This is a genomic window from Rudanella lutea DSM 19387 (assembly GCF_000383955.1).
Lineage (GTDB): Bacteria > Bacteroidota > Bacteroidia > Cytophagales > Spirosomataceae > Rudanella > Rudanella lutea.
The window spans coordinates 5,823,913-5,839,648 of record NZ_KB913013.1; the positions used below are offsets into that span (position 1 = coordinate 5,823,913).

The 15,736-nt window shown below is 53.4% G+C and carries 16 protein-coding genes; 10 read left to right on the forward strand and 6 right to left on the reverse strand.

Going from position 1 to position 15,736, the window contains the following annotated elements; genetic code table 11:
• The first annotated feature begins 29 nt into the window (after nt 1-29).
• From RUDLU_RS0123950 to RUDLU_RS0123980, 7 genes are read left to right on the forward strand one after another with little or no spacing between them, the layout of a single operon-like run.
• Nucleotides 30-1,325 carry a TraJ family protein gene (locus tag RUDLU_RS0123950; RefSeq protein WP_019990984.1) on the forward strand — a complete coding sequence of 432 codons (1,296 nt, stop codon included), beginning with the start codon at nt 30-32 and terminating at the stop codon, nt 1,323-1,325.
• Nucleotides 1,326-1,377: 52 nt separating this feature from the next.
• Nucleotides 1,378-1,617: a hypothetical protein gene (locus RUDLU_RS0123955; RefSeq protein WP_019990985.1), complete on the forward strand. Its 240-nt coding sequence runs from the start codon at nt 1,378-1,380 to the stop codon at nt 1,615-1,617.
• A complete protein-coding gene (traK, locus tag RUDLU_RS0123960) occupies nt 1,614-2,228 on the forward strand; it encodes a conjugative transposon protein TraK (RefSeq protein WP_019990986.1) in 615 nt (204 codons plus the stop codon). The genes RUDLU_RS0123955 and traK overlap by 4 nt, the downstream gene beginning before the upstream one ends.
• 1 nt (nt 2,229) lies before the next feature.
• Nucleotides 2,230-2,469 carry a hypothetical protein gene (locus tag RUDLU_RS0123965; RefSeq protein WP_019990987.1) on the forward strand — a complete coding sequence of 80 codons (240 nt, stop codon included), beginning with the start codon at nt 2,230-2,232 and terminating at the stop codon, nt 2,467-2,469.
• Nucleotides 2,466-3,992 (forward strand): conjugative transposon protein TraM, encoded by a 1,527-nt coding sequence (traM, locus tag RUDLU_RS0123970; protein ID WP_019990988.1) that lies wholly within the window; start codon nt 2,466-2,468, stop codon nt 3,990-3,992. Before RUDLU_RS0123965 ends, traM begins: the two co-directional genes overlap by 4 nt.
• 20 nt (nt 3,993-4,012) lie before the next feature.
• On the forward strand, nt 4,013-5,191 hold the full coding sequence (traN, locus tag RUDLU_RS0123975) for a conjugative transposon protein TraN (protein WP_019990989.1): 1,179 nt from the start codon (nt 4,013-4,015) through the stop codon (nt 5,189-5,191).
• A 3-nt stretch (nt 5,192-5,194) separates the two neighbouring features.
• On the forward strand, nt 5,195-5,764 hold the full coding sequence (locus RUDLU_RS0123980) for a conjugal transfer protein TraO (RefSeq protein WP_019990990.1): 570 nt from the start codon (nt 5,195-5,197) through the stop codon (nt 5,762-5,764).
• Between the two features lie 59 nt (nt 5,765-5,823).
• On the opposite strand, the gene RUDLU_RS0123985 is transcribed toward RUDLU_RS0123980, so the two are convergent.
• The 5 genes from RUDLU_RS0123985 to RUDLU_RS0124005 all read right to left on the reverse strand — a co-directional run bounded on the left by RUDLU_RS0123985 (nt 5,824) and on the right by RUDLU_RS0124005 (nt 12,951).
• Nucleotides 5,824-10,296: a DEAD/DEAH box helicase gene (locus RUDLU_RS0123985; protein WP_083940633.1), complete on the reverse strand. Its 4,473-nt coding sequence runs from the start codon at nt 10,294-10,296 to the stop codon at nt 5,824-5,826.
• 7 nt (nt 10,297-10,303) lie between these two features.
• Nucleotides 10,304-11,371, reverse strand: a complete 1,068-nt coding sequence (locus tag RUDLU_RS28075; protein ID WP_019990992.1) for a DNA methyltransferase — start codon at nt 11,369-11,371, stop codon at nt 10,304-10,306.
• 108 nt (nt 11,372-11,479) lie between these two features.
• Nucleotides 11,480-11,737: a hypothetical protein gene (locus RUDLU_RS0123995; RefSeq protein WP_019990993.1), complete on the reverse strand. Its 258-nt coding sequence runs from the start codon at nt 11,735-11,737 to the stop codon at nt 11,480-11,482.
• Between the two features lie 54 nt (nt 11,738-11,791).
• The gene (locus RUDLU_RS28080; protein ID WP_019990994.1) at nt 11,792-12,451 is read right to left on the reverse strand and encodes a relaxase/mobilization nuclease domain-containing protein; all 660 of its coding nucleotides are present in this window, start codon (nt 12,449-12,451) and stop codon (nt 11,792-11,794) included.
• Complete coding sequence (locus RUDLU_RS0124005; protein ID WP_019990995.1) at nt 12,448-12,951, reverse strand: plasmid mobilization protein; 504 nt, start codon at nt 12,949-12,951, stop codon at nt 12,448-12,450. The genes RUDLU_RS28080 and RUDLU_RS0124005 overlap by 4 nt, the downstream gene beginning before the upstream one ends.
• Nucleotides 12,952-13,214: 263 nt before the next feature.
• Here RUDLU_RS0124005 and RUDLU_RS0124015 point away from each other — a divergent pair, with 263 nt between their 5' ends.
• From RUDLU_RS0124015 to RUDLU_RS0124025, 3 genes are read left to right on the forward strand one after another with little or no spacing between them, the layout of a single operon-like run.
• Complete coding sequence (locus RUDLU_RS0124015) at nt 13,215-14,102, forward strand: ParA family protein (RefSeq protein ID WP_019990997.1); 888 nt, start codon at nt 13,215-13,217, stop codon at nt 14,100-14,102.
• Entirely contained in the window at nt 14,102-14,668 is a 567-nt protein-coding gene (locus RUDLU_RS0124020) for a hypothetical protein (protein ID WP_019990998.1), read from the forward strand. Before RUDLU_RS0124015 ends, RUDLU_RS0124020 begins: the two co-directional genes overlap by 1 nt.
• A 3-nt stretch (nt 14,669-14,671) precedes the next feature.
• Nucleotides 14,672-15,328, forward strand: coding sequence for a hypothetical protein (locus tag RUDLU_RS0124025; protein WP_019990999.1), 657 nt, complete (start codon nt 14,672-14,674; stop codon nt 15,326-15,328).
• 253 nt (nt 15,329-15,581) lie between these two features.
• On the opposite strand, the gene RUDLU_RS30450 is transcribed toward RUDLU_RS0124025, so the two are convergent.
• On the reverse strand, nt 15,582-15,716 hold the full coding sequence (locus tag RUDLU_RS30450) for a hypothetical protein (protein ID WP_262884520.1): 135 nt from the start codon (nt 15,714-15,716) through the stop codon (nt 15,582-15,584).
• Nucleotides 15,717-15,736: the final 20 nt, after the last annotated feature.

The following is a 15,736-nucleotide window of genomic DNA, read 5'->3' on the forward strand; positions in this document are numbered from 1 at the left end:
CTACGCACGTACCAAATCACTTACATCTTATGCTATTCGACGCGTACAAAACATTGCTGGGCCTTTACGCCGACATGACGGCTTCGACGATGGACATCACAGCCCTCATCGAAGCCAAGATTCGGGCAGTAGCGGGCATTGGCGCACTGGTCTATATCTTCTCACGACTTGTTCCGCAGGTGATGCGGTCGGAACCGATTGACTTCTTTCCGTACCTGCGCCCGTTTATGCTGATGGTGCTTATTGGCCTTTCACCCCGTATCTGCAACGGCATCGACAAATTGGGAGAAAGCATCCGCTCCGCCGTGGAGCGGCAAAACGGCACCCTCTACGAGAAGATTGCCGAGCAAACCAAACTCCTCCAACAGACCGTGGATGCCAAGTGGCAGGAGATCGGCGAACATCCCGAACTGTTCCGGCAGGTTGACCCTTCGTTCGATCCCGACGCGTTCGGGTCGAGTCTGAAACTGAGCTTTGCGGAATACTCCGAGAAGTTTAAATACGAGCTGCTCTCCTACACACAGGACATCCTGCTGGCCCTGATGCAACTGGCCGAGTGCATTCTGTTCCTCATCTCGTTCACCTACCGACTGGTGTTACGGATGGGTGCGCCGATTGCCATCGCGCTGGCCGTATTTCCCGGCATGAGCAACAACATTGCGGAGTGGTTCGGCAAGTACATCAACTACACGCTACTCCCTACTGTGGCGGCCATTTACTCCTCCATCGCCTTCAAGGTTACGCTCAAATACTTGAGCTACTACGACCCTAAAACCATCGTGCTGGGCAACGCGGGCGGTGCCGAAGCACACACGCCGGAGTACATGGGCCTGGCGTTCATCGGTATTCTGGTGATGTGCTTGATTGGTTACTGTCAGGTGCCGTCCATGACGAATATGCTGGTGACAGTGGGCGGAGTCGGCGCGATGGTGCAAGGTGCTACGAGCCTGGCTAAGTCAGGCGCGGGTACGGTGGCCTCCCCGGTAACTAAGCCCCTCAAAGCGGCTGGCCACTCGGTTGCAACCCGCGTTGGTCATAGCATCGGCAACAGTGTCACCAACGTTGCGCGGCTCGGTGGCAATATGGCGGCTGGCGTGGCCCGCTCTCCGTTTACGATGGCCGCGCACGTGGCCGGGGGGGTGGCCCGTGGCGCACGGGCAGGAGCATCGTCGGGCGGGAGTGCTGTTGGCCGGGGAGTTAAAGGGTTCGCGGGGGGCGTGGCCGGGGCCGTCATCGGGACGGGGGCCGGGGCTGTCGCGGCTGCTCACGGGGCCACCGTTGGAGCCTACCGCAAGACGTACCCGACCAAGAAAAATCAACTTTGATTCATTGCCTTGCAGCTACTCTGATTTCTTGCTTTTAGGAAAACGAAACCCAATGAATTACCATCAAAACAACCTGTTAGTCAAGCACAAACACACCATGTGGCTTTGTGTGGGCAGTCTGCTCACGCTGGCCGTTGTCGTTACCTGGAGCATCGTCTGGAGCTTTGGCCGCTACCGGCAGGCGACGCAGTACACCTATGTATTCCACCACAAAGGGGCCGCTGTTTCCATCTACGACGAACGTAGTATCCCCCTCATCACCAAATTAAAACCTTATCAACCTTACCGATGAAAGAGCTACTGCAATTGGAAAAGGATTTTCAGCGGGGGCGTTGGCTGCTGATCGCGGCTTTCGGGTTTAGCCTGGTTGTGGCCCTCACCGCCGTGGGTCTGGCGTTTAAATACAGCAACGAGTTCAGCAAACGGATTTACCTCGTCAACCGGGGCGAAGCCATTCAGGTGACGTGTGGCAGCGTGACCGACAACCGCCCGGCAGAGCTGCGGCATCACGTCGGGCGTTTCCACGAACTGTTCTTCACCGTTTCACCGGACCCGAAATCCATTGATGACAACATCCGTCGGGCCATGTTTCTGTGCGACGAATCGGCCAAGCGACTGTATAACAACCTCGCCGAGCAGAATTTCTACCGCGATATGGTGCAGGGTAACGTAACGCAGCGGGTGCAAATCGACTCGGTGGTGGCCGACCTGCGCCATTACCCCTACCGGGCCATCACCTACGCCCGGCTGGTGCAGGAACGGGCTACGGCAATTGTGCATCGGAGCTTAGTTACGCAAACTAACCTGGTTGACGTGAACCGGAGCGACAACTCACCCAACGGGCTGCTCATGCGCGACTTTCACATTCTGTCGTCGCGCGTCACGCAGGAATACAGCAAATAAGATGGGCCTGTTTGGATTTATAAATCGCCCTCCCCAGCCGGAGCCGGGCGAACGTACCCAGGATCATCCCGCCTTCCGGTTCGGTAAGCTGGTAGCGGGTTATATGACCCGGCTGGAGCATCGTTTCGCCAATACGCTGAATCAGGGACAGCACCGCATCGGGTTTGGGGCCAGAAATACCCTGCTCGTGATTCTGGGCACCTTTTTTCTACTCTATTTTATTGCCTTACTGACGCGATGAATTCAACTGAACAACCGCAAAACAACCCTTTTTTTGATACACCGATTGAGGAAACCCCCGCTCCCGGAAGCGAGACGGTTCAGAAAGGCAAGGTGGGCCGTAAGCAGATTCTGCTGCTTTTCGGCGGGTTTGCCTTCCTGCTCGGCGTAGCTATTTTTGGTTTTCTGGGCGGGTTTATCTCCTCCGACACAGCCAACCCAAACGCCCAAACGCCTGATGGCGGAGCCTCGGCGTTAGCTCCTCCTGAAGCCCGGCCTCACAACCTCGATGCCAAAGAGAAGTACGATAAGTACGGCTTCGACGCGGGTACGCTCAATCCGACCCAATCATCGGCCATTGACCGGCAGGCCGCTTCGGGTACCCAACTGCTAACGGGCAAAGACCCGTCGATGGCACGGGCCACCAATGAGACGCTGACCGACACCGATCTGAACGCTATTCGTAAACAGGCCGGTCAGACCACGGAGCCGTACCTGACGGCTACGGAGCGTAAATCGGCCAAACAACACCAGTTGAAACGCCAATTCGACCATCAGCAAGCCGAGCGGGATGCCATTTACCGGACCATGCACCGTTCGGCGAAAGGTCGTGAACAACTGGCCGAAGAGCGTATTGCCAAACGACAGCGCGACCTCGACCAACAAACCGCCGATGTGCTACTACGGCAGATTGACCGGGCCAATGGGCGAATGAATACCGGGGCTACTGGTAATGGCTTACCCGCCACAACCGAGCCACTGCATATGACCGAGTACCGGGAATTGAAAGCGAAATACGGGGGCGAGTTGCCTCCCTCCTACCGTACCTTGTTCAAGCGAGAAATCGCAGCTGAGGAAGGCACGGCTGGTATGGAAGACGTACCCACGGAATCTGTCATGTCGGCCCGACCAAACGGCTCACCAGATCGAAAGGCAATAGATTTAAGTAACACAGGCTTTTATGGACTATCGACATCGGCAGCTAAGCCAGTAGCGAACCCTTCGGCAACGGGTACGTCCATTCCCGCCGTTGTACACGGCGATGGCGACGCTGTGACGGTGCAGAACGGCAGTACGTTGAACCTTCGCCTGACGGAAGAAACCAGCCTTCGCTTGAACGGCTCGTGGGTCAAACTTCCGGCGCACACGCTGTTGGCAGGTACGTGCAGCATCAGTGCCGACCGCGTCAACATCGCTGTAACGAGTGTACGACTGGGCAATGACATCTACCCCATTCGGCTGACAGCCTACGACTTAGATGGCCGTGCGGGCCTTTCTGTACCCAAGCTGGCCGATAAAAACCGGGTGGCGCAGGGTCTGGGAACCTCGGCGGGTCAGGCTGTCTCGTCGCCCTACTACTTCGTACCGCAAGGCTCATTCGGGCAGCAGGTGGGTAGCCAGTTAGCCATGCAGGTGACCAACACCGCGTTTCAGGGCATCCGCTCCCTGGTGCAGTCCAAACTGACGGCCGTTAAGGTAACGGTCAAACCCAATTACCGCATTTTCCTCCGCGCCGAGCAAGCCGCTGCCGGTTATTCCAACTAACGATTCAAGACAACCTATTCATGAAACGTCCTTTCTTACTCTTTTTTATTGCCTTTACGCCCCTTCTGGCCCTAAGCCAAACCACTAAGCAAGCCGGGCGGGGTACTCGCTTTCAGGCATCGGTCAAACCGATTGCGGGCAAAACCCTTCCGCTATTGGGAATTACGCCGAAAGCTCCGGGTACGCTGGCCCTGCTTGCCCCCACGGGGACAAAGGCCGTTCGGCCAACGCGCACTGAGGGTGCTATGGTTGAGCAATCGCCCACCACCCCAGCACCCAAAGCTGCTACCCCGGTTCGGGTGGCCAATCCCGAGTTGGTCGAGCGCGTTCGGGAAAAACCGTATCTGTTACCCATCGACCGGGCGGCTGTAAAAGGGTCGTACCCGCTGGGTATTTCCGACCGGAAGACGACGCACATCATCTTTCCAGCGAAGATTAAAGAGTTCGACGCCGGCACCGACTACGTCCTGGCGCAAATTCCTGAGACCGTCACGAATGTCCTGCGCGTGAAGGCCAACCCGAAAGCGACGGTGTTTTGTCAGGCCGATTCAGGCAAGGAAACCAACATGACTGTGATTACCGAAGACGGTGGATTTTTCTCCTTTCTGATCCGCTACCAGGAAGAACCGGAGATTTTGAATATTAACATGGCCAACAACGTCATGGCCGACGATTACACCAGCCGGTCGCTGGGCATCAACCGAGCTGCGGCCATTACGTTCGTACAGTCCGTATCAGCAACGGATGGGGTGCCGGTGGCGGAAGCTGACTTACAGAACTATTGTGAGCGGGTGCTGGAGCGCAAGCCGTTCATGCGTAACATCGGGGCCTCGTCGATGCGGCTTACCAACCTGCTGACGGGCATCTACGTTGCCGACAAAGTGATGTATCTGCAATTCAACCTCCGCAACGACAGTCAGCTTGATTATGAAGTTGATTTTGTGAAGTTCTACGTCCGCGACAAAGAGAAGCTCAAGCGCATGGCGGCTCAGGAAGTCGAGCTAAAGCCCTACGGCCGCTACCCGGTGGAACCGAAACTACTCCGGGCCAAAACGGAGCAGCAAGTGGTGTACGCCCTGCCCATGACGACGCTCACCGAAGACAAAGTGATGGAGGTTGAACTGTATGAAAAGCAGGGTGGTCGCCACCTCCGCTTTCAGGTCGAAGCCGACGTACTCCTCTTAGCCAAACCTTTCTAAGCCATGACCAAACCTATTTTTTTACTGCTGTTCACCTGCGTGCTCTCGGCTGAAACTCACGCCCAGACGCACCTCAAAGGGCAACGTTTTGTGGAGATACAGGGGGGCGTGGTTGATGGGTTCTCGGCCCATCATCAATTGGGCATACAGGGCCTTATCTCGACGGGCTGCTACAACCGGCAGTACAACGCCTGGAAGGCGACAGCCAGCTATATGCAGAAGCCAATCATTGGAACAGACATGACCTCGGCGGGTCAGCTTCGGCAAGTCAGCATTGGCTGGGGATACGAATTTAACCTATGGCGTAATGCCTACCGTACCCGATTCGTGCGCGGCTCTTTTCAGCCAATCGCTACCTATGAAACAGTACCTGCTTCATCAAGCCCAATGATGTCCGATTCGATTTGCGCGACGATGCCATCGGGCGGCAGGTTTATAGTGGGGGCCGAAGCAGGTGTCGAAACGGAGTTTGCCCCGGTGATTCTGAGCATCCGCCAACGGTGGTTACCCAAATCAGGTATGCAGTCGTTCTACACGTTGGTTAGCGTGGGCTGGCGGTTGCATGGGCGGTGAATACTTTACTACACTTGTAGTGTAAGCCTCGCGGGTAGTCAACCGCGAGGCTTCATGGTTTATCTGCGATACAGGTATCCTGTCTTTCTCTCATCAGTGTTTTGTATCCCATACGGAAGCTCAAATTGGCCGAATGGAGCGCAGAACGACTCGACAAACCGTTTGAGTAGCCTGGATTCCTCAAGTACCTTAGCATCGTCCGATAAATGGTCAATTAAAGGTTGAGTAGCCAGCAAAATTAGCTTGGCTCTCGCTCGCGAAGCCAACACATTAAAGCGTCGGAGATTGTACAGAAACTCGTCTTCTGAGCGAATTAAATCAGGGTCACCAATCCCAAATGAAGCAAAAATTACGTCGCGCTGTTGGCCTTGAAACCTCTCTACAGTATCGACGGCTCCCCGGATTTTCTCCGGCTTATCATTGGGGAAAAGCTCTTGCAAACGAGTAACAATTCGGCTCATTTGTGCCCGGTGAGGTGTTACGATGCCAATTGCTTTATCCCAAAATTCGGTGCCAGATTCGTACACTTCATCTGTAACAGGTTTCTCGCTGTTATCAGGAAGAAGCTCGTGGAGAAGTTGACTTCTTAAACGTCCCCGCAGTAAAAATACCATAGCCGCAATTGTATCGGCTTCAAAGTCGTTTACCTGTCCCGAAGCATCATCGTCGTACACAAAAGCTGTCGTGGGGTAAGCTGGGTCGAGCAGTTGCCCCCAACCGGATGTCCACACCAACTCACCGGGCCAATTTACAGGCTGAATATCAGGTAGGGCAGGTAAGTTAAGACGCAGATCGGGGCTGAATGCGCGTAGGCGAGAATCGTACCCTGCCGTGCGGATGAACTCAACAAGCGTAGCGTTTGAGCGGTAGTTCCAGTTCAGCGGCAATGGTTCTACTCCCTGTACATGCCGTGTGTATTCAAAAATAGAACCGACGTAGCGCTCCAGGTGCGTCGGGGCTTCAGCCTGGTGGATGGGAGGCAGTTGTAAATCATCCCCTGCTAAAATGTAGGCTCCCTCGTCCGTTGCCTTCGACAGAACCAACGTCGCTGATGCCACATCCATCTGCGAAGCTTCGTCAATGATGACCAAGTCAAACCACTGCCGTTGCGTCATCATTGGACGAGCATCCTGTTTGTTTCGGGTGGGAGCCGATTTGTACTTTGTGCTCACTCCCAGATTATGAATTTGGTGTGGGATTCCGGCGACGACAGTTAGTCCTGTCGGTGTAGTCAATTCGTCCTGAAGTTGCTGTACTTCTGGCGGGGCTTGTAATTGCAACGGAACCAATGGCTGTATTTCAGCAGGTAGATTTGCGGGCGTTTCCTTAGTGCCACCCTGCAGTCGGACCATATGCACAGGTACGTTGGGCAGTACCGCGTTTAGCAAATCCGGCAAGTCAAGCAACACGTTGTCAATGGCTGAGTAGCCATTCGCCGAGATCAGAATCCTCAAAGGGATATTTCGCGAATGAGCATCGAGTAAGGCTGCAACAATGATGGCGCGTAATGTCTGACTTTTACCCGTGCCAGGAGGACCCCAAATTAAACTTAACTGCGTCGTGAGTGAGGTCCGCCAGGCGGTCCACTGCCAATCATTTAAATTTCGACCTTTTGTCTCAAGCACACGTTCCACGGCTGGCCTCACGGCGGCAACATCACGGACAATAGCAGTAGAAGCTAAAGATGACCCATCCCATAGAAAGCGGGCTGCGGGCGTAAGCGGATCATAATCGTTAGTAGCCTTTGGGGCGACGGGGGGCAATCCCAAAGCGACACGAATTGTAGCATTGTCCTGTGCCTCCGCTAATTTCGGGTAGCCTATGCCGGTAAGTGTAAACTTAACTTTTTTAGTTAAATGATCTTTCTCGACCGGATCTAGCATCACATCTGAAGAGAGATCAATCAAACCAGCCTCTTCTATAGTGTATCTGACACGCTGATTACCTCGCGCGGGGTCATCAACGCGAGTTAAGTATGCATGGCCATCTAATCTTAAGGCAATTAGCTTGTGTTGTCGATCAATTGCTTCAACTGTTACACTTGTTAAGCCTGCATCTGCAATAGTGTTAAGTTCTCCTGTTCCTTCAACTTTATAATCGGGTTCGCACAAACGCTTTGGAAACTGAACCAGAAAATCAGGACGGCTACGCGGAGATAATGCAAAGCCAATATCGCCCGGACGAACGTTAATATCTCGTGAGTCATCGCCCAGTCGGTACACCCAAAGCCCCGTACTCGTCTGCAAATTCTTACCAGCCGTTTCGCTTAGTTGGCTCAACGCATCGGTACGTTCTTTACCTTCTAACCGAACGGGCAGGTACGCCGATTTAAACTTAGCTTCCCGCTCATGAGCAGGCATGGCGCGTATGGCGTAAGATTCCAAATCCTGCAAGGCCGCGTTTAGCCGCGTAAACTCATAAAGCAACGTGCTGAATGGGGGCAGATTTGTTAAACCGCGAGGTGCCCGATTGGTCAGCTCAGGAGCAGCCAAACGAGCAGGCAGCAAGTCATCTCTCAGGTCTCGTTCTAACCGCGTGACAACTACGCCCAGCGCAAGGAGTTTGTTCTTGGTCGCCTGTTCAATATTCGCCATCACTCGTTTCCACTGTCCCCGGCGAGTCCACAATTCATGAATTCGCTCAGCCGGAATTAAATCGCTCAATGGGTCTTGATAGAGTGTAAAGATTTCGGGCGGAGTAAATTCTGGCGTATGATACTGTTGAGCTACCCCGGCTAAGGTGTAGTGATGCGGCAAATTAACAGCGATAGTATTGTGTACAACCTGTCCAACAAGCGTAAATGGACTTCGCACGGATGCTTCGTCGTGGTTAACTAACAGTTCAGGAGGAGGAAATAGCCAAGCTAATTCACGAATAGTTTGGTCGGCCAAAATAGCGGCCAAGTGCCGCCCGGCAACTCGTTGTAATTGCCGACGTTGTGCGTCGTCCCATAGAAAAATCTGATATGTTGAACGCTTCGGTATGCGGTCAGGATCGGTGGGGTCATTCCGGCGACCTGCTGCGATGTCATCCGTATCGGAACGGCGGACTTCCTCAAGTATACCTCGTAAGGCTCGTAGAAAATTTAGAAACTCGGTGCGTTCACGGTTCAAATCGCGCGTATCGACAACGAAAACCTCTGTATATCCGTCTTTCTCCCGCTCGTTCCAACGTATTTTGTGTCTATCGTCCGCGTTTAAAACGCTATAGGGTTCGAGCCAGAAAGCACGCAAACCAAACGTAACAGTTATAGCACTGGCTAAGTCATAATCGAGAAATACATAGACGTGCAAGTCGGGCCATCTCGGCATGAGCGCATCAGAGCCAGAGTTGGGCAATACTGAAACCGTGTCGTGCAGCAAAGCCGCTGCTCGTCCGGGAAAGCGTTCCCGCTGAGCCCGTAAGGAGGGTGTCCGCCGAAAAAACTCGTGGTCGGGTTGAAACTGCGCCAACTCAACTACAGTAGGGGTACCTAACTGTTTTCTGTTTCCCTGCGTCAAGTTGATAACCTGTGATGTATGACCGGTACGACGCGCTTCAGGCCAGCACCATAGATAATTATAGCTGATACTCCCATCTTCCAACGGCCAGGGGTATCCCATAAATTCGCAGCCGCTACATCCATAATCAACGTGCCAAGGCAGTTGCTGCCAGGGCGTAGCTAATACTTCAGGAAGTACGTCGGTAAAAAAACGTCGTAAACGGGCCACGAACGTATCGAACGGGGCCAACTCAATGTCGTCTTCCACGGCCTTGGCCAGATTTGCCAATGAAACTGGGATGCCTTGCTGTGTCAGTTTATACCGGGCCTGCATGACCGCCGAAGCGTCGTAGCTACCTGGCCAAACGGCAGAAGCAGCTACCACAACAAGCCGGTCTGTCAGGTTCTGCTCCTGTAACCATCCCGCTAACGTCAGGGCATAGTAAACCACTTCGGCGAAGTAATGTGCGCCGGGTTCCGAAGCCAGTTTAATGTCGATAACCCGGAGTCGTAAGCGATTGTCAGTATCTGCTAATTGAGTAAGCGAGCCGTCTGGAGCTAGGGCCCACCCATATACTGCTTTCTCATCAAGGTCAGCCTCTGAACGAGGAGGCAAGACCTGTATTAGATCAGCATGGTTGAAGCTGAAATCTAGTGGATTGCCTCGTTCATCGACCAACGCCACCACCCCCATACCTTGCCGGAACGCGACTGTGTCTGCGGTGTATTTCGCTTCAACGATGAATTGGTGCGGCCTTAAACCAGCGTCTATAATTGGTCTCAAATCCTGAGGTTGCGCCCGATTCTTCGGGCCACCTTTTACTTGTATAACACTGTCGGCTCCAAACACATCGACTAATTCATCGACTTTTTCCTCTTGCCAATTGTAGCCCAACTGACCGGCTATTCCAACTCCTGCACGCGCTTTCTGCGTTTCGGGCATTCCATTCTCTTTACGTGCATCGTCGGTTGGGTACATGCTGAGACGAAGCCGTCGTTTACAGCCATTTCGGATAAATGCCGAAAGAACCTTCTTCTGAAAAACAGGCATGGACGTATTAAAGTGGATGAGGGGTTAAATCGACACCAACGGCTCTGAAGCCTAACTCTCTTGCTGCCAGCAACGACGTATTGGAACCGGCGAAGGGGTCTAGCAGCCATCCGGGTCGTGTGGTTTCGCTACAACCACAGCTTTCCCAACCAACGTGCTGCTTCAGTGCGAACGTAAATTCACGGAAGTACCCACCTAAAGCCTGCTTGGCTTCGTCGGCCAATTGCTGGACTCGGGGCGAATTTTTGCCTGATCCATTTTGCAGTTTTTTACCCATTCCGACATCGGAAATACCAACGGCACGAATAGCAGCTAAGTGGTCTTCGGTTAAGTTATGTTCTTGAAAAAGTTCGATGGCTCGCCGGGCTTGTTTGCGGTTCGGGTTAAGAGCTGGCGACGGTTCCACTTGCCGCTGATGAGGTTTGCCACACTGTTCACAGACCCGCTCAGGACAAGCCAATAACAGAATTCGCCGGGCTAATTCTTTAGGAAAAGGAGCTACGTGTCCACTTTGACCCCGGCTCGGTGCTACGTGCCAGACATCGCCAATTTCGGCCTCCGGTATACGGTCGTTTAGAGCAAACCGGTCAAAGTAATACGTCTCTGTTGCCTTCTTTCTGGGTGGAACCAGTTGAAGAACAGTTTCGTGACGACTGGCTAGTCGGCGCGGTGAGGCTGTCGGCACACTGCTAGGTTTACTCCAAATTATCCGATGGGCAACCCTCCACCCCTTCTCCCTCATCGCCAACTCGAAAAGAATCGGAGTACCGACCAGAAACCCGTTATGATGCGTATCCGCCAAGTTAATAAATACTGAAGCATGAGGAGCCAACCAGCGTGCCCAGAGTGCTACTGTATCAGATAACACCTCTATATACTCATCAGGTGTATCTTCCTGACCGAGTTGTTCATCGTGTTCGTAATCTCGACGTTTCCAGTACGGCGGGGACGTTAGAATTACATCAAAACCCTGAACAGGAAATTGCAAAGACAAAACATCTAAATTCTTTGCATTTCCCTGTAAAATTTGATGATCAGGTAAATGAATCTCAACAACAGGTGGCTCTACAACCATACCTTAAATCTATAGTTAATTGTCGAAAGTATAAAATAGGCTTGGTACATACAATCCCGTGTTGAGATGCAGATGGTGACTTCTTCTTTCAGATCTGTCAACTATCATTCACCCCTCCCAATCTGCACCACCATAATATTCATCCAGAGCCAGCATCTTCATCGCGTCCTGCTCAGCCACAGGCCGGGCCTGGAACCGCTCCGGGTTATCGATGCCCTCAGCAATGACGATGCTGACGACTTCGCCCATACTGTCCTTGACCTCATACACCGATACCGACTCCTGCTGCACAAAGACGAATTGAACATCGTCGTTTCCTCGTCCATCGAGAATTTTGCTACCTGATTGTTTGTGTTCGGCTCCCATAAGCTACCTAAATAGTTGAATAGTCAAATATACAACTATTGCTTAAAAATGCATTCATAGACCCTGACGTTTATAGCTTCTTGAAGCCTGCACGGGTTCGTCGGACTGCGCTGGTTTAGCTACTCCAGGCTGCACCTGCCCAATTGGTGTTTTGAGCGTTTGTGCTTTATGGCCTTCTATCGCCATTGGTGCGCCGGGCGTTAGGCCGTGCCGCTCCTCTATCGCCCGGCAGAACCGCCCGACCTCCCGAAAGTTAAAGCTGGTTTGGGCGGTGTTCCTACCGGTTCCGTCTACCCGGCTGGCGATGATATGAAAGTGTTCGTGTTCCCGATCCCGATGCCGGAAGGCTACCATTGGGTTATTCTCCATCCCAAATGTGCGGGCGAACGACTCGCAGATTTTCACCATGATGTCGGCTGAGGGGTACTCACCGGGCGGAAACGAAAAACTTTGGTGCCATACCGGTTTACGTACCCGGTCGTTCAGGCTGGCCACCGACTGCATGGCCGTAGCCATTTGTTCCAGGTTCAGCCGCTGCTTGTTCTCGGTTCGTAACTTCTCGTCGCTGACAATAGTTACGCCGACGTGTTGCACAAAGAGCAACTCACCCCGGATTCGGGTACGGTCGAGGCTGTGATTGGCGCGGGTTTCGTAATAACAGTACTGCATGGCGCCCAAAAAGCTGGAGCCAAACCGGGCTACTTTCCCTATCATTTTTTGGGATGCGGGTTAAAGCTATCGCTGATTTTTTGCAACTGCTCAAGCACTTCGGACAGGGTTAGCTGCTGCCCTTCTGCTATGAGCTTATCAAGTTGGGCAACGGTGGTGTACCGGGCCATGTTCGACTGGCAGTACTGCCTCACCTGCCCCGCAATCTCGCCCACTTCGTACACGACAGCCCGGATGTCCTGAGCATAGACCGAATCTTCTGCGGCTCGCTGACTGATATACCAAAGTGCCGTTGTGAGCCTGTCCAGTTTTCCCAATTGAGCCGTGACTTCGGGCGGCAGTTGGCGAAGCCGGGGCAGTTGATCTAACTGCCCCAATGCTCCTGTTCGCAATAGCTGCGACACACTGATACCCGATTGCTGACTGAGCGTTTTAAGGGCTTTTCGCTCCTGCGGTGAGAGCCGCACGAATACGCCCGTTGATTTCGTCTCGGATGATTTCTCCGGCCTGACCCCTACCCCGCCTTCCTTCTGCTTGCCTGCCATTCAAGACTCCTGTATATACAAAAACATAGCTTGCTACACACCTCAAGTTTGGTTGCATCGGTCAACTCGGTTGCCCCGTACATCTTTTGCAACGCTTGCAATTCGGCTGGCTTGGGTGCAGGCGTTGCTTTTACCAACCAGGTTGTCTTGTACACCCCTTGCAACTTACCCATTCAAACCAACCAAGTTGTTTCAGTTGTATGAGTTGCAAATATGTAATTTATTATTTTATTTTGTGTAATTTTTTACACAATTTAAATAGAATGACCGGGAAGATTATAGCCATTCACACGTCCAAAGGAGGCATGGGCAAGTCCACGCTCACGGCCATCATAGCTTCGTATTTAGCGTATGTCGACAAGCAGCGTATCATCGTGTTCGACTGCGACCCACCCCAGCACTCCATCTCTGATTTGCGGGAGGAAGAGTTGGCCACCCAATCTACATTGGCCCAAACCTATCATGCTCTTTCTACAACCGAGCTAATGCAGATGGCGCAACCTTACTCCAGTGCCAATGATCAGGCGGCTTTTGAACGGTACCGCAACAACCGACAGCACGGGGTAGCGGAGCACTATGCCATTCATGCCCTACCCTTCTCGGCACTCCAGGAATTGGATATGAACCGGGTACGTGCAGACTTCGACTACATCTTCCTGGATATGGGCGGGCAGTTCAACGCCGGGATTCTTCGCGCCCTTGCCGAGACCGATATACTATTGGTGCCGTTCACGACGCAGCAGGTTGACGTAACGGCTTCCATTCAGTACGTCGGGGCTATTCTGGATTATGTAATGAATAGGCAGCTACCTGACTACCTAACTATCCGGTGTTTTTGGAACAAGTACAAGTTCACTTTCAATCGACGGGCCGATGCATTGGAAGCCTATCTGTCCGGGGTGTTCCGAAACGAGGTGATGCCGGTTTCTTTCCTCCGAACGCGGCTTAACGATGCCGATGCCGGCTTCGACAGAGCAAAGATGCTGACGACCATAGCGTCGCCCGTGCTCATGCCGGCAGGGCGGTATGTCCGGCGAAAGGAAGATACAAAACCAGCCGAATGGCGGGAGGCTCAGTACTTACAGGACATCGTTGGCCTCATTCAGGAAATCAATTCGCTACTGCCTGTTTCAGCAATCGCTAATCGCTAATGGATCTCGACAAATACCGTCGGCCTACTCCGGCCAAAAGCGAAGAAGACTCTGCAACGCCATTAGGCCGCCACCACCCGCAAGCCCCGGCTCTGGGTGGTGCAGTCGATAGCCTACGGCAGAAAGCAAACCGCTACCGGGATTTCGTGCATCAGGAAGCAGAGCCCGCAAAGCCTGCTGAACCAGATACTTCTTCACCAACGTCCTCCCCTACCCTGGCCGAGGTCACTCCTTCGCCTGACCAGCCAACTACAGAAGTATCGAAAGGCAATAAATTTAAGTCGGATTCAACCCCGCGTAAGCAAACCGTCCGGCCACCGACTTCGCCGAAGAAACGGGAGCCGTCTCCCCAAACCGGAGTCAAGATTGTCTATCTGGATGATGCCATGCGCGAGGAATATATTCAGATAGCTGGCTATCTCATGTTGAAGCACCGGGTCAAACTAACTATGACCGCCTACTTCTGCTTCCTGCACGATCAGGCGGTGGCGCAACAATCAGACGAAACTTTTCTCAACACCCTTGCCCAATTCGTCAAGAGAGACGGAGGGGCGACAAACCCATAATTTATGTTCCTCGTTATCTCTACCAGCACCTTCATCGTGTTGGCGACAGTAGCTCTACTCATCTGGGCGGGGTTGGTTCTTTGGTTCACGGGTCGGGGTAAGACCAAAAAAGCAACCCGCCCAACGCCCACCCTTATGTCCTTCTTTCAGGCTACAGCCGGTAAGACTCCCGTCGATGTGGCTGTGCCGATGGCTTCATACCACCGTAGCGAGCTGATTGTGTTTAATCGGGGTGGTAAACCAACACCCAACGTACCTATTGAGCAACCACCCACGGCAGTGCCCGAAACCCCAACCGATCAGGAGCCGGAATTAGACGACCCCACCTTTGCCCCGGCCCCTCCCCCATCTCAACCTGATGATCAATCAGAACAGGCACCCGCCACCGATGCGCAAGAAGGTAGCCCTTCCACTGGCTTTCGACTTTCCCTTGACCGGCAGCTTTTGAATCGCCTACTCAGCGATGATTCACTTTGCGAGGAATTCGAGCAAGCGCGGGCCACGACGCTGGAGCTACAGCGCGAAACCGGCCGTTCCTATGCCAGCTTGTTCCGGGAAGCCATCGCCGAAAAACCCGCCGACGTGCAGGCCGTGCTGCTCAATCTGCTAACGGAAGAAGAAGTCGACGATTTTGACCGCAGCCTACCCACCTACGGATGAGGGGGCTTTTAATGCCCGTATGATTTTTTTATTGCCTTTCCATTTCCCCTTTGATTCGCGCGGCAGGAGGGCAGGGCCTTTGGGGTGCGACCGGCCACGGAGTGGTGAGGGAGTACCCCAAAGGTGCTGACCGACGCGCCAGGGTTGGAATGGCCCGAAGGGCGTTTCCAACCCTACCCCTTGATTTAATAGTTGACTATTCAGTTATCTGAATAGTCAACTACTTACTCCTACCCCTTTGATTATCGCGCCATCAGGGCAGGGTCTTGCGGGGAGCAACCGACCGCGAAGCGGTGAGGGCGCGCACCGGAAGATGCTGCCCGGCGCGTTCGTCGGGAGGTGGCCCGCAGGGCGTTCTCCCGACGTACCCCTTTGATTTCTTTCTCACCGCGCCGACTCCCGGAGAAA

What these genes read in the sequence shown, in the direction of transcription:
- traM (WP_019990988.1), top strand. Translation starts at nt 2,466, where the DNA reads ATGAATTCAACTGAACAACCGCAAAACAACCCTTTTTTTGATACACCG.
- RUDLU_RS0123995 (WP_019990993.1), bottom strand. Translation starts at nt 11,737, where the DNA reads ATGGGAGCCGAACACAAACAATCAGGTAGCAAAATTCTCGATGGACGA.
- RUDLU_RS28080 (WP_019990994.1), bottom strand. Translation starts at nt 12,451, where the DNA reads ATGATAGGGAAAGTAGCCCGGTTTGGCTCCAGCTTTTTGGGCGCCATG.
- RUDLU_RS0123965 (WP_019990987.1), top strand. Translation starts at nt 2,230, where the DNA reads ATGGGCCTGTTTGGATTTATAAATCGCCCTCCCCAGCCGGAGCCGGGC.
- RUDLU_RS0123950 (WP_019990984.1), top strand. Translation starts at nt 30, where the DNA reads ATGCTATTCGACGCGTACAAAACATTGCTGGGCCTTTACGCCGACATG.
- traK (WP_019990986.1), top strand. Translation starts at nt 1,614, where the DNA reads ATGAAAGAGCTACTGCAATTGGAAAAGGATTTTCAGCGGGGGCGTTGG.
- RUDLU_RS0124005 (WP_019990995.1), bottom strand. Translation starts at nt 12,951, where the DNA reads ATGGCAGGCAAGCAGAAGGAAGGCGGGGTAGGGGTCAGGCCGGAGAAA.
- traN (WP_019990989.1), top strand. Translation starts at nt 4,013, where the DNA reads ATGAAACGTCCTTTCTTACTCTTTTTTATTGCCTTTACGCCCCTTCTG.
- RUDLU_RS28075 (WP_019990992.1), bottom strand. Translation starts at nt 11,371, where the DNA reads ATGGTTGTAGAGCCACCTGTTGTTGAGATTCATTTACCTGATCATCAA.
- RUDLU_RS0124025 (WP_019990999.1), top strand. Translation starts at nt 14,672, where the DNA reads ATGTTCCTCGTTATCTCTACCAGCACCTTCATCGTGTTGGCGACAGTA.
- RUDLU_RS0124015 (WP_019990997.1), top strand. Translation starts at nt 13,215, where the DNA reads ATGACCGGGAAGATTATAGCCATTCACACGTCCAAAGGAGGCATGGGC.
- RUDLU_RS0123985 (WP_083940633.1), bottom strand. Translation starts at nt 10,296, where the DNA reads ATGCCTGTTTTTCAGAAGAAGGTTCTTTCGGCATTTATCCGAAATGGC.
- RUDLU_RS0123955 (WP_019990985.1), top strand. Translation starts at nt 1,378, where the DNA reads ATGAATTACCATCAAAACAACCTGTTAGTCAAGCACAAACACACCATG.
- RUDLU_RS0123980 (WP_019990990.1), top strand. Translation starts at nt 5,195, where the DNA reads ATGACCAAACCTATTTTTTTACTGCTGTTCACCTGCGTGCTCTCGGCT.
- RUDLU_RS0124020 (WP_019990998.1), top strand. Translation starts at nt 14,102, where the DNA reads ATGGATCTCGACAAATACCGTCGGCCTACTCCGGCCAAAAGCGAAGAA.